The sequence below is a fragment of the Defluviicoccus vanus genome (assembly GCF_014672695.1).
Taxonomy (GTDB): Bacteria; Pseudomonadota; Alphaproteobacteria; order Rhodospirillales; family Defluviicoccaceae; genus Defluviicoccus; species Defluviicoccus vanus.
In genome coordinates, this window is sequence record NZ_CP053923.1 from 1,032,501 (window position 1) to 1,044,864 (window position 12,364).

Below are 12,364 nucleotides of genomic sequence, written 5' to 3' on the forward strand. Positions count from 1 at the left end.
GGNNTAGCAGCGTTGCTACGGCGGGCTAGATCGAAGAAATTACCGATTATTCGCATGCCATGTTCGGTTTCAATACTTTCTGGATGGAACTGGACGCCGTATATAGGCCACTTCCGGTGCTGCAGACCTTGAATAACCCCGTCTTCACTGGTCGCAGTCACTTCAAGCTCTTCCGGCAGTGCCGTCGGCTCCACCATCAGTGAATGGTATCGCGTGGCGCGGAATGGGCTCGGCAGGGTGGCAAACAACCCCTTGCCGTGATGGCTGATCGAACTCATCTTGCCGTGCATCGGCTTTGGCGCCCGCACCACCCGGCCGCCAAAAACCTGGCCGATGCTCTGATGGCCAAGGCAAACCCCGAGGATGGGCACGCGTCCGGTAGCTTGACGAATCAACTCAAGGCAAATCCCGGCTCGATCCGGGTCGCATGGGCCGGGAGAAATAACGATCGCGTCCGGCTTCCACGCCAAGACCTCGTCGACGCTCACCGCATCGTTGCGCTTGACCACCACCTCGACTCCGAAGGAGCCGAGGTAATGAAAAAGATTATAGGTGAAGCTGTCGTAATTATCTATTAGGACATACATCTTCATCCTCGCGCGGATCGGAAAGATCACGCCTTCCCGATCTTGCAAAACCCATAGGGAGGCCCGGATAAAGACGGCCGATTATTTCAAGTACGATTCGCTCTGCGTCGGCCGTGCAATTCTTTGTAGTCCAGCAATCCACGCATCGTGCCACTGATACTTGCCCAGATCGATGCATGAACACTGGTGTTCGGTCCGGGGCTGCGAATGCGTCTTTTTTGAACCAAGCCCGTACGGCGACTACTTACCAGTTGCCAATCGGTCGGACAAGAGGCGGGCGGCGCGACGCGCCCCGGTTTGATGCCAATCACCGGCGCTTATCTTCGACGGTTCCGGCGAGTCTCGCTGTGGCCTCAGCCGGTGGGATACTGCCGATCGGCGCGAGGAGCCGCCGATTGTTGACCCAGTCGACCCATACGAGCGTGGCATACTCGACCGCTTCGAACGACCGCCACGGTCCGCACCGCCCGGCCGCGCACTTCCGGGGAAAACTTGCTCGTCGTCTTGCTCCTCATCGCTCCATGCTCTCAAAAGTTGGAGCCTCAGACCCACCGGAGCGGTTCACAGGAGCCCCTGTGATCTTTCGGCTGGCAAGGCGAACTCGCTCGTCGTTTACTACTCCCGTGGCGCGCGCAACGATGTGCCGCAATGACAGCGATGGGGCCATGGGCAATGAGAATGCCGCGCATCGGTAATGACGGCGGTTGCGGCGGTAAAGATTGCCGCGGCGCCGTGCAGCTGACGGAACGTCTGACCGCCGCGCCGTCGTCCGAAGGCGCTGCCAGAGGCATCCCATACCCATGACTGTCAGCGGCGTGCTGCTGGATATCGCCGGCGTGCTCGTCGATGGCCATGCCCTTGTTCCCGGAGCGCTTGAGGCCGTCGCCCTGCTGCGCGGCAACAACGTGCCCTTCCGGCTGGTCAGCAATACGTCGCGCCGACCGAAGCGCGACGTGATCGACCAGTTGCGCGAACTTGGCTTCGATATTGCCGCAAGGGATGTGTTCACCGGTGCAGAGGCCGTGATTGCGTATCTGCATAGCCAGCAACTGACGCCCTACCTCCTCGTCCATCCGGCACTCGAAGGCGAATTTGCCGCGCTGACAGGTAGTACGCCTAACGCCGTAGTCGTCGGCGATGCCGCCGAGCGGTTCACCTACGACCGGCTGAATGCGGCGTTCCGCTTGCTGCTCACCGGTGCGCCACTGCTTGCCATCGCCACCAACCGTTATTTCAAGGAGGCTGACGGCCTCAGCCTCGACGCCGGCCCCTTTGTCGCCGCGCTCGAATATGCGGCAAACGTCAAGGCGGCGGTGTTCGGCAAGCCGGCCGCCGCGTTCCTCGATCTCGTCCTCGCCGATCTGGGGACCGCGCGGGGCGAAACGCTGATGATCGGCGACGACGTCGAGAGTGACGTCAACGGGGCACTGGCCGCCGGACTGCAGGCCATTCTGGTCAGAACGGGAAAATTCCGGACCGGCGACGAACTGCGGATCAACGTGGGCGGCGAGAGTGCCGCCCACGTCTGGGAAGCGGTAGCAATCGCCCTCTCCCGCTAACCATTGCGTCGCCGAAATCCCGGCCAGTTTGCGCCTTGCGACCGCCTCAGCCGAACAGCTTGCCGGCAATCTCCGCCACGTGACGGCCCTGATAACGGGCGCCGTCGAGTTCATTGGCGCTCGGCAGGCGCGAGCCATCGCCCGCCGCAATGGTCGTTGCCCCGTAAGGGCTGCCGCCGGTGATCTCGTCGAGCGACAACTGTCCCTTGAAGGCGTAAGGCAGACCGACAATGACGAAGCCGAGGTGGAGAAGAACGGTATGAAAGCTCAGAATGGTGCTTTCCTGGCCGCCGTGTTGGGTCGCCGTCGACGTAAACACCGAGCCGACCTTGCCGACGAGGCTGCCTTCCATCCATAGCCGCCCGGTCTGGTCGAGAAAGTTCTTCATCTGCGACGCCATGTTGCCGTAGCGGGTCGGCGTGCCAAACACCACCGCATCATACTCGGCCAACTCCATCGGCGTGGCGATAGGCGCCGGTTGATCGACTTTGAACCCGGAGCGGCGGGCTATGTCGTCGGGAACCAGTTCCGGCACCCGTTTGACCGTCACGTCCGCAGCCGCCGCGCGCGCCCCTTCGGCGACCGCGTGCGCCATCGTTTCCACGTGACCATAGCTGCTGTAGTACAAGACGAGAACTTTTGCCATAACCGTCAACTCCTTGTGTATGTTGAATTGGTTAAAGGCGGCCAAACATTCACTGCTGCCCGGCCGTGGGTTAGTTGTCGAAGGCAGTCAGATCTGCATCGTCATCACGACCAAGACCGCTCAGGCGTGTCTAGCTGCTTGCGGCGGCACGCGAAAGCTGATGGCCATCCGGTTGTAGGCATTCATCAAACCGATCGCGATGGTGAGGTCGGCAAGCTGCTTATCACTGAACTGAGCGGCCGCGGCGCTGAACTCCGTTGCCGGGACGGCTGATGCGGCGATGTCTGTTACCGTCTCCGCCCAACGCAGGGCAGCCCGCTCCTGTTCCGAGAACAGATCCCCAGCCTCGTGCCAAGCCGGCACCAGGACGAGCTTCTCGACCGTCACGCCATCCTTGAGCAGATCACGCGAATGGAGGTCGATGCAGTAGGCGCAGCCGTTGATTTGCGATACGCGCAGGTAAATCAGGTCGATGAGTGCCTTCGGCAGCCCGCACTGAGCGACGTAAGCATGGACGCCGCCCAGTGCCTTCATCCCGTCGGCGGCCACCGTGGCATAGTCAAGGCGTTGGGTCATTGTACGCTCCTCCTTCGGCGCAAGCGGGCATCCGGAATGGCGGGCTGCAGCGATACCCCCGCGGCTATCAGGGTCGCCGTTGGTGGCGACGACGCCCGACAGCCGCTGTGGCGACAAGCACTCACCCGGCGATGCGGCGCACCTCGGCCAGAGTCGGCACATGCCCAAGGCCGTCCCCATCGATCACGTACTTGGTCGGCAACTGCCCGTTGCCGTGCATTTGCGCCAGCGCCAGCATCGCCGCCGGATAACCGTCAGGCGTCGTGCGGGCGGTAATGACATTGCCATCGGCGACCGCCATGTACGGGCTGCCGTTGTTGGAGATGAAGCCGCCCTGTGGCCCGGTATACTGCTTGATCATCTGTTCGAGGGTGATGGTGGCCGCGCCGTAGTTGGGGCCGTAGCCACCTTCGACCGGAACGTTGGTGGTTCCGTCGGTGTAGTCGTCCTGTTCGGAATGACCGGTGACCAATCGACCCCAGACGAGAGGGACCTTGGTCTTTGGATCCGTTGCCTGGATGAGGACCTCCACGCCGTAACAGATCGCCACCACCGGACGCCCGAGCGCGGCCAGCAGCCTGATCAGGGGGCGGATCGAGGTGTTGCCACCATAGTCCATGTAGGCGCCGGCGCCGCCGACGATGAACATGCCGGCGTACTGCGTTGCCTCGCTCAGTCCCTTGAGCAACGCCTGCCGGTACGGCTCGCGTGCCGCTTCGCCGTGCTGCGGCCGCGGCGTTGGCGGCAGCCAGGTATCGAGGTTACGCGGTTGATTCAAGCGTAGCCCCTCAGTGGTCGTCCGGTCGTTGTAGCGGTTGCCCAACGCCGCTTCACCCGGCGATACCTGGGCGGCATTCCACGCCTGATCACGAAAGCTGGTGTCGAGACTGACGCCATAGACAAAGGGCCGTTCCCCACGCAGGGTTACGTAGTCCACCTCGTAACCGGCGGCGCGGAAGGCCTGATCAGTGAGCGTCAGCTCGGAGCTCCAGTAACCGTGCTGGGGAATGACCGCCACGATCCTGCCGGGATTTGCAGGAACGTCGATCGTCACCCCGGTGAAACGCTTCACTTCGCTGATGAGGAACGCCTTGTCGTACCGCCCTTCGACCATCCGCTGGGCGACCAATCCGACGGGTGCGTCATCCGGAAACAACATCGTCGGAAACTCGACGGCCGCGGCGTGGCCGTTCGCGATCGCCTTGGCAACATCTTCGGGCGCTTGGTCGCCCTTCGTAGCCGTCTGTACCATCAAAGCCTCCTGGAGAAATTTGTCCGTACCGGGATCATCTCGTGCCCACGGTTTATTGTTGACGCCCAGCCCCTCCGCCCCGGAGGGGGATCGAAGTCATCTATCTGTCATCACAGAGGATGAAGTCCCCAACGTTAGACGCGGATGTGGCAATAGGTGTCGTCGCCGCCGGGTGTTGTCCAGAGCGCGCTGCGGAACTATCCGGGGATGCCCACAACGGATCCTCAGTGTCTGTCCGGGAGCTTTGTGAGTCATTGAAATCGGTTAATGGCGGGGCTGACCTTCCCCGGACATATGGGCGCCTGATTATGCGGCTTGAAGCTCTGCCTGTTCGGGTGTGAGGTCGCCGAGGGCGGAGTGAAGCCGCTGTCGATTGTAGTATCCTTCGATGTAGGCGAACAGGTCCCGTCTGGCTGTCTCGTCGGTCGGATAGGCGATGTGGTGAACCAGTTCTATCTTCAGGGTGTGGAACCAGTTTGCCATCGGCACCCAGCTTTCCATCGGCGCATTGTCGCAGCAATTGCCCTTCCGGCGCATCGACGGCACGATGCCATTCGCTTCCAGCAACGCGCGGGTTAGCGTCCGCGGAGAAGGCGGAAATTTGCGGCGAGTGGCGCGCCCGAGCGACCGCCGGGGAGTCTCGCAGAGGCGCGCCGCGGCGATGAGGCGGCGATCGCGTCTGCGCCATAGGCACTCAGATCGGTGCCTTTTGGAAGGTACTGGCGCAGAAGACCATTGGTGTTCTCATTGCTGCCACGCTGCCATGGGCTTTGCGGATCGCAGAGGTAGACTTGGACGCCTGCATCAATCTTGAGACGGGCATGCTGGGCCATTTCGGCTCCCTGATCCCAGGTCAGCGATCGGCGCAGCTCCTCGGGCAAGGTGATGATTGAACCGCTTCCCGCTTGAACGCGTCCGCGAAACTCCGACGCAGTTTCGTCATCAAACACCTTCCTGCCCTTTGCAGAGTTTAGCAGATGCGTCCACCAATTCGGGGAGTGTGCAACCTTCACCTGCATTGCCTTCACCTTCAGTTGAGCGGTGATCGCCTCGAACACGGCATGGTCCAGGCCGGCGGCGACGAGCGCCTGACGAAAGCGCACGAAGGCGGTGCGCGCCTAGCCGGCCGCGGGACAAGCCAACACCGATGTACCGACGAGGGATGACGCCAGCGGCGATCAACGTCACACACTTTCGACTGTGCAAAGCATTAGCATAAGCTGTAACGGCACCTGCAATCAGGAGTTTTGGCTGGCAGCGCAAACGTCCGTCCCGCCAGGGCTGACGCCGGGGGCGAGGATCGATAGTGCGCGTGATTGGCGCGCCCGCGCCGCGCACTGGGTCAATGACCGCTGCACCCGCATTTCTTGACTCAAAATGGCCGGCACTACATGTTTTTTATTTGTTCTTATGGCCGAAAGGTAAGGAAACGGTGCGAAGGCCGTAAGATAACGGCCATTTCGCGGAGACCTTGGTCTGTGCCCAAGAATTTCAGAGGCTTGGAGGGTTTGACCCGCCGATGAACGGTATCTGGACCGTCTGTGAACCACATCGATCCATCTATTAAGCGGTTTTAGCCAGCGACAGTTCCCGGACCTAACGGTGGTGGGCACCAACCAAGGTCTCGCGCCGTCTCGATCGGCGCAACTGTCCTAACCCGAAAAATGCACGTTGGCTGGCGGGTGTAGCGTAAGCCGTTGAACGGATTTAGGATATTGTTACTGAAGCCTGATCCTGCCGTTTCCGGAGGCCGCACCCGCCATGGTTGATCCGACGATACCGCTCCCCGGCCTGTCACCCGTCTCCGGCAAGACGGTGGTGGCCCGGTTTGATGGTGGCGAGCTTTCCTCGGCTGCCGGGGTGCTGGCGCTGCGCGAGATCGAGGCCCGCCTTGGCGTGGCGACGCGACTGGCCGCCTGCCTGGATGATCCACGGGCGCCGGGGCAGACCATCCATGGACTGGCCGAGATCATCCGGTTCCGGCTGCTGATGATCGCCGCCGGATACGAGGACGGCAACGATGCCACCGGCTTGCGGCTCGATCCGGTGTTCAAGATGGCGCTGGATCAGGCGCCGTCGGGCCGCGCGCTGTGTTCGCAATCGACCATCTCGCGGCTGGAGAACCTGCCGGGCAAGCGGGCGCTGCTGCGCATCGGCCGGGCCATGGTCGATCTCTATTGCGCCTCGTTCCGGCAGGTGCCGAAGCGGATCACGCTCGACATCGACGACACCTTCGACGCCGTCCACGGCGGCCAGCAGCAGCTTCGGCTGTTCAACGCCCATTATGACGAATACGGGTTCCAGCCCATCGTGGTGTTCGACGGCGAAGGCCGCTTCGTCACCGCCGTGCTGCGCCCTGCCAAGCGGCCCAAGGGCGTGGAAATCCGCACCTTTCTGCGCCGCCTGCTCCGCGCCATCCGCGCCAACTGGCCCCAGACCTCCGTCCTGCTGCGAGCCGACAGCCATTACTGCGCGCCGGAGGTCCTGGACTGGTGCCGGGGCGAAGGCGTCGATTACATCTTCGGCGTGGCGCCGACCCCGACGCTCCGCGCCCATATCCTTGCCCTGGAAGCCCGCACCCAGAAGCGGTTCGACGATACCCCGGACGGCGGCAAGCTCCGCCGCTTCAAGGAATTCCTCGACGGCGCCGCAAGCTGGAGCCGGGTCGAGCGCATCGTCGCCTGCGTCGAGGCAGGACCAGACGGCACCGACACCCGCTTCATCGTCACCAACCTGACCGGCGGCGATGGCCGCTCCCTGTACCAGGGCATCTACTGCCAGCGGAGACAGGCCGAGAACCACATCAAGTCCTGGAAGACCCACCTGGCCGCCGACCGCACCTCTTGCCACGCGGCCACCGCCAACCAGTTCCGCCTGTTCCTCCATGCCGGGGCGTATTGGCTGCTGTGGAGCCTGCGCGGGCTGATGCCAAAGCACTCGGTCTGGCGTGTCGCCCAGTTCGACACTCTCCGACTGCGGCTGATCAAGATGGCGGCGCGGGTGATCGAGATGAAGACCATGATCAAGGTCCACTTGCCCACCGCCACCCCGTGCCAGGACATCCTGCGCCTCGCCCTCGGCCGGATCCCACGCTTGGTCACCTGACCGATGGGGCGATGTGCCCCCAAACGCCACCCACATCGTGAACCCACCAGCCCCACCCCACATACCGTCCCCATCTCCGGCTGGCGGCGGGACGCCACGCCCAAACGCAACCTAACGGAGAGTGGTTGCCCGGGTGTCAAGTGCGAGCATCAGCGCGGTGCATAATGGCGGTTAGCAGGTCGCTTGGCACGGCGCGCCACTGGCAGCCGATACTCAACACGTACATGATGCCATTCAGGATTGCCCGGATATCGACGCTGCGCCAGCACCCGCCGCGTTTTTCTAAAGGAATTAGTGGCTTGATCAGCGCCCACTCGGCGTCGGTCAACTCACTCGGGTAGCGCAGCTTGCTGCGATCGTAACAGTGGCGGTTGTCGGTCGTCCACATCGGGCACCTCGCGAATCGGCGCCGACCATGGCGTCACAGATGAGGCCGACAGTTCAAGCCCCGCCAGTAACCGATTCCAATGGCTCGCAAAGCTCCCGGACGGACACTGAAACCAAGCGCCTGTTGGCACAATGAGCCTGTTGCTCCCAAGCGGTTGCGAGCGATTTTGCATTCACTCGATGGTCGGCAATTGACAACCGCACCCCGGCGCAGCAGGCTCCGGCGCATGCAAAGACTGCGCGGAACCTGTATCGCCCTGGAAGGGCACGGTATCCTGCTTCGCGGCGATCCCGAAGCCGGCAAATCCGACTTGGCACTGCGGCTAATCGATGCCGGTGGAGAACTCGTGTCCGATGATTACACCGATATCTTGGCGGAAGACGGCCGTCTTCTCGCGTCGGCACCGCCGCCATTGCACGGACTTCTTGAGGTGCGCGGTCTTGGCATTGTCCGCCTGCCAGCGATCGCAACCGCATCACTCGTCGCCGCGGTCGACTTGGTGGACATCAGCGAGATCGAACGACTGCCACACCCCTGTTCGGAGACGATTCTCGGCGTGGCGTTGCCGGTGTTCCGCCTGATGGCACGGGAAGCCTCCGCTGTCGCCCGCATCCGGTTGATAATCNNCACCTCGCCCGCGGCAGCATCATGCTGATGCAATGATCGTGAACTCGCCAATNNGCCCGATCACATTGAGGCGACAGGCCGAACTGCACCGGCAGACGCCGCCGCCCGAGGAAACCACCACGGTGTCCTGATCGTGACCGGCATGTCTGGCGCCGGCAAGACCACTGCTCTGAAATCGCTGGAAGATCTCGGTTACGAAACGATCGATCACCTGCCGCTTTACTTCTTGCCTCGCCTGTTCAAGCCGCTGGATGATGAACCCGAGCGGCCGATCGGACCGCTCGCCATCGGCTTTGATGTGCGGACGCTCGATTTCGATGTGCGCGGCTTTCTCGCCACCTACGATCGTCTGCGCGGCAGCGAAGCGCTTCCCACCCGGCTGTTATTTCTCCAGTGTGACGACGAGGAACTGCACCGTCGCTACACCGCCACTCGGCATCGCCATCCGCTCGCGCAAGAGCGGCCGGTGATGGAGGGGATCATCCGCGAACGAGAGCTGTTGGCACCCATCCGCGAGCGCGCCAACGTGGTGATCGACACCACCGGCCTTTCGCCGGCAGAGCTGAAGCGGCTGCTGGCCGGCCATTTCGTCTCAGCGGATCACGCCGGCCTGATGATCCACGTGGTCTCCTTTTCCTTCCGCAGCGGCCTGCCCCGGCACGCCGACCTGATTTTCGATGTTCGCTTCCTGGCCAATCCCTTCTACGTGCCGTCGCTGCGCACGTTGACCGGGCGCGATCAGCCTGTCGCCGACCATATTGCCGCCGATCCCAACTGCGGATTGTTCTTTGCTAATCTCACACGCTTGCTTGAACCGCTGCTTCCGCGCTACGACGCGGAAGGAAAATGCTATCTGACCATCGGCGTCGGCTGCACCGGCGGGCGGCATCGGTCGGTATTTGTTGCCGAGAAGCTCGCGGCTTGGCTGCAAAGGCGCAACTTGCGCGTGGATTTGACCCATCGCGATCTGGATCCGTCGGCAAACCACATCGAAGTTACGCCGAGGAGCGGCAACGAGGACAGCAAAGAACCATGATCGGAATGGTCATCGTTACCCATGGTCGACTGGCGGAGGAACTCATCAACGCGCTTGAGCACGTTGTCGGTCGCCAAGTCAACATCACCCCCGTTTGCATCGGCCCCGATGACGACATGGAGCAACGCCGCGCCAACATCCTCGACTGCGTCGCCCAGGCTGAGGAAGGCAACGGTGTGATTTTGCTCACCGACATGTTCGGGGGCACCCCCTCTAATCTCGCCATCTCCATCATGGACAAGGCCAACGTGGAGGTCATCGCCGGGGTCAACCTGCCGATGCTGATCAAGCTTGCAAGCGTGCGCCAGACCGAATCTTTGGAAGAAGCGGCGGAAAGTGCTCAGGAGGCGGGGCGGAAATACATTAACATTGCATCAAGGCTGCTCACCCAAGACGAAAATTGAGCGGTCGGATGGTCGAGTACAGTCGCGATGGCAATATCCTTAAGTGCATTGCCGTTATCGCCAACCGTCGAGGCCTGCATGCCCGCGCCGCGGCCAAATTCGTCAAACTGGCTTCGGGCTTCGACGCAGAGATTACAGTGTCGAAGCGCGGCCAAACGGTTTCCGGCCGCTCAATTCTCGGCCTGATGATGCTGGCTGCCGGACCTGGAACGGAAATCGAAATTGCCGCCGTCGGCCGTGAAGCGGAAGACGCGATCGAAAGCTTAGGGAGTATCATCGAAGCTCGATTTGACGAAGACTGAAATCGCACCGCCGATGTCACGGTCGCAACCGGCGGTCGACCAACTGAAGACACAAAGAAACTCGTATAGGCGGGATGAACATCCGCCAGGGGAGGAAATGACCGAGAGCATTGTCTTGGAGCGAGTCGTCGAAGGTCTCGGCGTCTCGCCCGGAATAGGTGTTGGCGTCGCGTATGTCTGCGAGGCTGGCAAGCCGCGAATCCCGGAGTATAGGATCCGGTACGCGGATGTGGCCATTGAACAGCGCCGGCTGCGCGGAGCGATCCTCAAGGCACGCCGCCAGATCGGGCGGTTGCGTGGCAAGGCGCGTGCCCGCGCTCAAACCACTCCCGGGCTCGCCGCCCAGGAACTGATCTATCTCCTTGAAGCCTACCAGCAGATCCTCAAAGACTCACGGCTCGTGCGCGGCGCCCAGTCCCGCATCATTCATGAGCAGGTCAATGCCGAGGCGGCGGTGCAGATGGAACTCGGCACCATCTGCGAAGGTTTCCGCAGCATTCAGGACCCCTATCTCGCCGCACGCATCGATGATATTCGCGAAGTGGGCAATCGCATCCTGGCGCAGCTCACCCGCTCTCCCGGTAAATTGCTGCTGACAATTCCATCCGGATGCATCCTCGTCGCCGAAGAGGTGACGCCGGCGGATACGGCGCAGCTCGATCCCGAGCACGTCATCGGCATCGCCGCCCAGATGGGCGGAGCACAGGGACACACCGCGATCATGGCGCGGGCGCTGGGGCTTCCGGCGGTGCTCGGCGCGCCAGGGCTGCTTGACGTCGTCCGCACCGGCGATCCGCTGCTGATCGATGGTGATCTCGGTCGAGTGGTGATTCACCCCTCCGCCCGCTCACTCAGCGTCTATCGGCGACGATGTGGTAAGCGCCGGCTGGAGGAACGCAACCTGCAGCGGCTGGCTACCAAACCGGCCGTAACCCGCGACGGCGTGGCGGTGCGACTGCAGGCCAACGTCGAGCTTCCCATCGAAATGGATCATGTGGTTGCGGTCGGCGCCTGTGGCATCGGCCTGTTGCGTACTGAATTCCTGTTCATGAATCGCACCGTTCCTCCCGATGAGGAGGAGCAGTTTGAAGTTCTCCGCAGCATCGTCATGCGGGCCGGCGGCCAGCCGGTCACCATGCGCACCCTCGATCTCGGCGGCGACAAGGGGGAAGCCTGCTTCGTGCACCAGTTCGGTGACAGCGTCACCTCCGCCCTTGGCGTCCGCGGCATCCGCCTGTCGCTCGCTCGCACCGAATTGCTCGAAGTGCAGCTTCGCGCCATGCTGCGGGCGAGCGCCTTTGGCCCGGTGCGGATTCTGCTGCCGATGGTCACCTCCGTCTCGGAGGTCCGCGCCGCACGCGAGATTCTTGCCCGCGCCGCGCGCCGCCTCCACCAGCGTGGCGTCGAGTTTCCCACCGCGCTGCCACCAGTCGGAACGATGATCGAGGTGCCGGCGGCGGTGCTCATCGCCGATGCGCTGACCCAGATCAGCGAATTCTTCGCCATCGGTTCCAACGATCTGACCATGTACACACTGGCCATCGATCGCGCCGACGAACGTGTCGCCCACCTGTACAATCCGCTGCACCCGGCGGTGCTGCGCTTGATCCGGCTCACCGTCGACGCCGCCCGCCGCGCCCACATTCCGGTCAGCATCTGTGGTGAAATCGCCGGTGATCCGCGCTTCGCCCCGCTGCTGCTCGGCCTCGGCCTGCATGAGTTGTCGATGGCGGCGAGCAGCATTCCCCGCGTCAAGCGCCGCATCGTCAACACGGATCTGGCTGCCGCCACGGCGATGGCAGAGACGATTTTGAAGGAAAGCGATCCCGTCCGCATCCAGATCCTCCTCGACGAGAACGAAGAGGGGGACGAGGAAGGGTGA

11 protein-coding genes and 4 pseudogenes (1 of these 15 running past the window's edge) are annotated in these 12,364 nt (G+C 62.6%); 7 read left to right on the forward strand and 8 right to left on the reverse strand.

Annotated features, from left to right (window positions below):
- Both HQ394_RS04595 and HQ394_RS04600 read right to left on the reverse strand, forming a co-directional pair.
- Positions 1-593, reverse strand: the 5' portion of a protein-coding gene (locus HQ394_RS04595; RefSeq protein ID WP_317628996.1) for a bifunctional anthranilate synthase component II/anthranilate phosphoribosyltransferase. Its footprint begins 1,078 nt before the window's first position; only the first 593 of its 1,671 coding nucleotides appear in the window; it begins with the start codon at positions 591-593; its stop codon lies off the left edge, out of view.
- A 301-nt stretch (positions 594-894) separates the two neighbouring features.
- A pseudogene (locus HQ394_RS04600) lies at positions 895-1,053 on the reverse strand (IS3 family transposase); the annotation flags it as partial.
- A gap of 334 nt (positions 1,054-1,387) precedes the next feature.
- On the opposite strand from HQ394_RS04600, the gene HQ394_RS04605 reads away from it, so the two are divergent.
- Positions 1,388-2,146, forward strand: a complete 759-nt coding sequence (locus HQ394_RS04605; protein ID WP_190262237.1) for a TIGR01458 family HAD-type hydrolase — start codon at positions 1,388-1,390, stop codon at positions 2,144-2,146.
- A 46-nt stretch (positions 2,147-2,192) separates the two neighbouring features.
- Here HQ394_RS04605 and wrbA read toward each other — a convergent pair whose 3' ends face one another.
- The 5 genes and pseudogenes from wrbA to HQ394_RS04630 form a co-directional block, all read right to left on the reverse strand.
- Positions 2,193-2,792 carry an NAD(P)H:quinone oxidoreductase gene (wrbA, locus tag HQ394_RS04610; protein WP_190262239.1) on the reverse strand — a complete coding sequence of 200 codons (600 nt, stop codon included), beginning with the start codon at positions 2,790-2,792 and terminating at the stop codon, positions 2,193-2,195.
- A 120-nt stretch (positions 2,793-2,912) separates the two neighbouring features.
- Positions 2,913-3,368: a carboxymuconolactone decarboxylase family protein gene (locus HQ394_RS04615; protein ID WP_190262240.1), complete on the reverse strand. Its 456-nt coding sequence runs from the start codon at positions 3,366-3,368 to the stop codon at positions 2,913-2,915.
- Between the two features lie 121 nt (positions 3,369-3,489).
- Positions 3,490-4,620, reverse strand: a complete 1,131-nt coding sequence (locus HQ394_RS04620; RefSeq protein ID WP_190262242.1) for a type 1 glutamine amidotransferase family protein — start codon at positions 4,618-4,620, stop codon at positions 3,490-3,492.
- A 306-nt stretch (positions 4,621-4,926) separates the two neighbouring features.
- Positions 4,927-5,272, reverse strand: a pseudogene (locus HQ394_RS04625) (IS3 family transposase); the annotation flags it as partial.
- Between the two features lie 13 nt (positions 5,273-5,285).
- A pseudogene (locus HQ394_RS04630) lies at positions 5,286-5,510 on the reverse strand (IS30 family transposase); the annotation flags it as partial.
- 871 nt (positions 5,511-6,381) lie between these two features.
- On the opposite strand from HQ394_RS04630, the gene HQ394_RS04635 reads away from it, so the two are divergent.
- Positions 6,382-7,725, forward strand: coding sequence for an IS1380 family transposase (locus HQ394_RS04635; RefSeq protein ID WP_190262245.1), 1,344 nt, complete (start codon positions 6,382-6,384; stop codon positions 7,723-7,725).
- Positions 7,726-7,900: 175 nt separating this feature from the next.
- Here HQ394_RS04635 and HQ394_RS04640 read toward each other — a convergent pair.
- A pseudogene (locus HQ394_RS04640) lies at positions 7,901-8,113 on the reverse strand (transposase); the annotation flags it as partial.
- A 226-nt stretch (positions 8,114-8,339) separates the two neighbouring features.
- Between HQ394_RS04640 and HQ394_RS04645 the strand changes: the two are divergent.
- The 5 genes from HQ394_RS04645 to ptsP all read left to right on the forward strand — a co-directional run bounded on the left by HQ394_RS04645 (position 8,340) and on the right by ptsP (position 12,364).
- Complete coding sequence (locus tag HQ394_RS04645; RefSeq protein WP_190262248.1) at positions 8,340-8,768, forward strand: HPr kinase/phosphorylase; 429 nt, start codon at positions 8,340-8,342, stop codon at positions 8,766-8,768.
- Between the two features lie 105 nt (positions 8,769-8,873).
- Positions 8,874-9,776: an RNase adapter RapZ gene (gene rapZ, locus HQ394_RS04650; protein ID WP_223291850.1), complete on the forward strand. Its 903-nt coding sequence runs from the start codon at positions 8,874-8,876 to the stop codon at positions 9,774-9,776.
- The gene (locus HQ394_RS04655) at positions 9,773-10,180 is read left to right on the forward strand and encodes a PTS sugar transporter subunit IIA (RefSeq protein ID WP_190262250.1); all 408 of its coding nucleotides are present in this window, start codon (positions 9,773-9,775) and stop codon (positions 10,178-10,180) included. The genes rapZ and HQ394_RS04655 overlap by 4 nt, the downstream gene beginning before the upstream one ends.
- Before the next feature lie 8 nt (positions 10,181-10,188).
- Positions 10,189-10,482: an HPr family phosphocarrier protein gene (locus HQ394_RS04660; RefSeq protein WP_190263125.1), complete on the forward strand. Its 294-nt coding sequence runs from the start codon at positions 10,189-10,191 to the stop codon at positions 10,480-10,482.
- Between the two features lie 97 nt (positions 10,483-10,579).
- Positions 10,580-12,364, forward strand: coding sequence for a phosphoenolpyruvate--protein phosphotransferase (ptsP, locus tag HQ394_RS04665; protein WP_190262252.1), 1,785 nt, complete (start codon positions 10,580-10,582; stop codon positions 12,362-12,364).